Source organism: Cupriavidus sp. SIMBA_020 (assembly GCF_046535395.1).
Lineage (GTDB): Bacteria > Pseudomonadota > Gammaproteobacteria > Burkholderiales > Burkholderiaceae > Cupriavidus > Cupriavidus campinensis.
In genome coordinates this window covers 1-316 of sequence record NZ_JAWRWU010000273.1, presented here as the reverse complement: position 1 = coordinate 316, position 316 = coordinate 1, and the positions used below count along the sequence as shown (strand labels likewise).

The following is a 316-nucleotide window of genomic DNA, read 5'->3' as shown; positions in this document are numbered from 1 at the left end:
CGCGCAGCCCTGGCAGCAGTTCCACGCGGGCGACGACGCCCAGTCCGTGATCGCCCGCTTCGGCCCGCCGCGCGAAGTCTACGACCTGCCCGACGGCGGCAAGCGCCTGATGTGGCCGACCCAGCCGATGGGCGAGATCACCGTCGCGGCCGATGTCGACGCGGCCCACCGCATCATCAACGTGCGCCAGGTGTTGCAGCCGAGCGAGTTCTATCGCGCGGAAATCGGCAAGTGGACCAAGACCGACGTGCTCGTGAATTTCGGCCGCCCGGTCGAGACGTCGTACTTCCCGCTGATGAAGCGCGAGGTATGGACC

The 316-nt window shown here is 68.0% G+C and carries 1 pseudogene; it reads left to right on the top strand.

The window, feature by feature from the left end:
• Positions 1–316: pseudogene (locus SB751_RS29170) on the top strand (hypothetical protein); the annotation flags it as partial.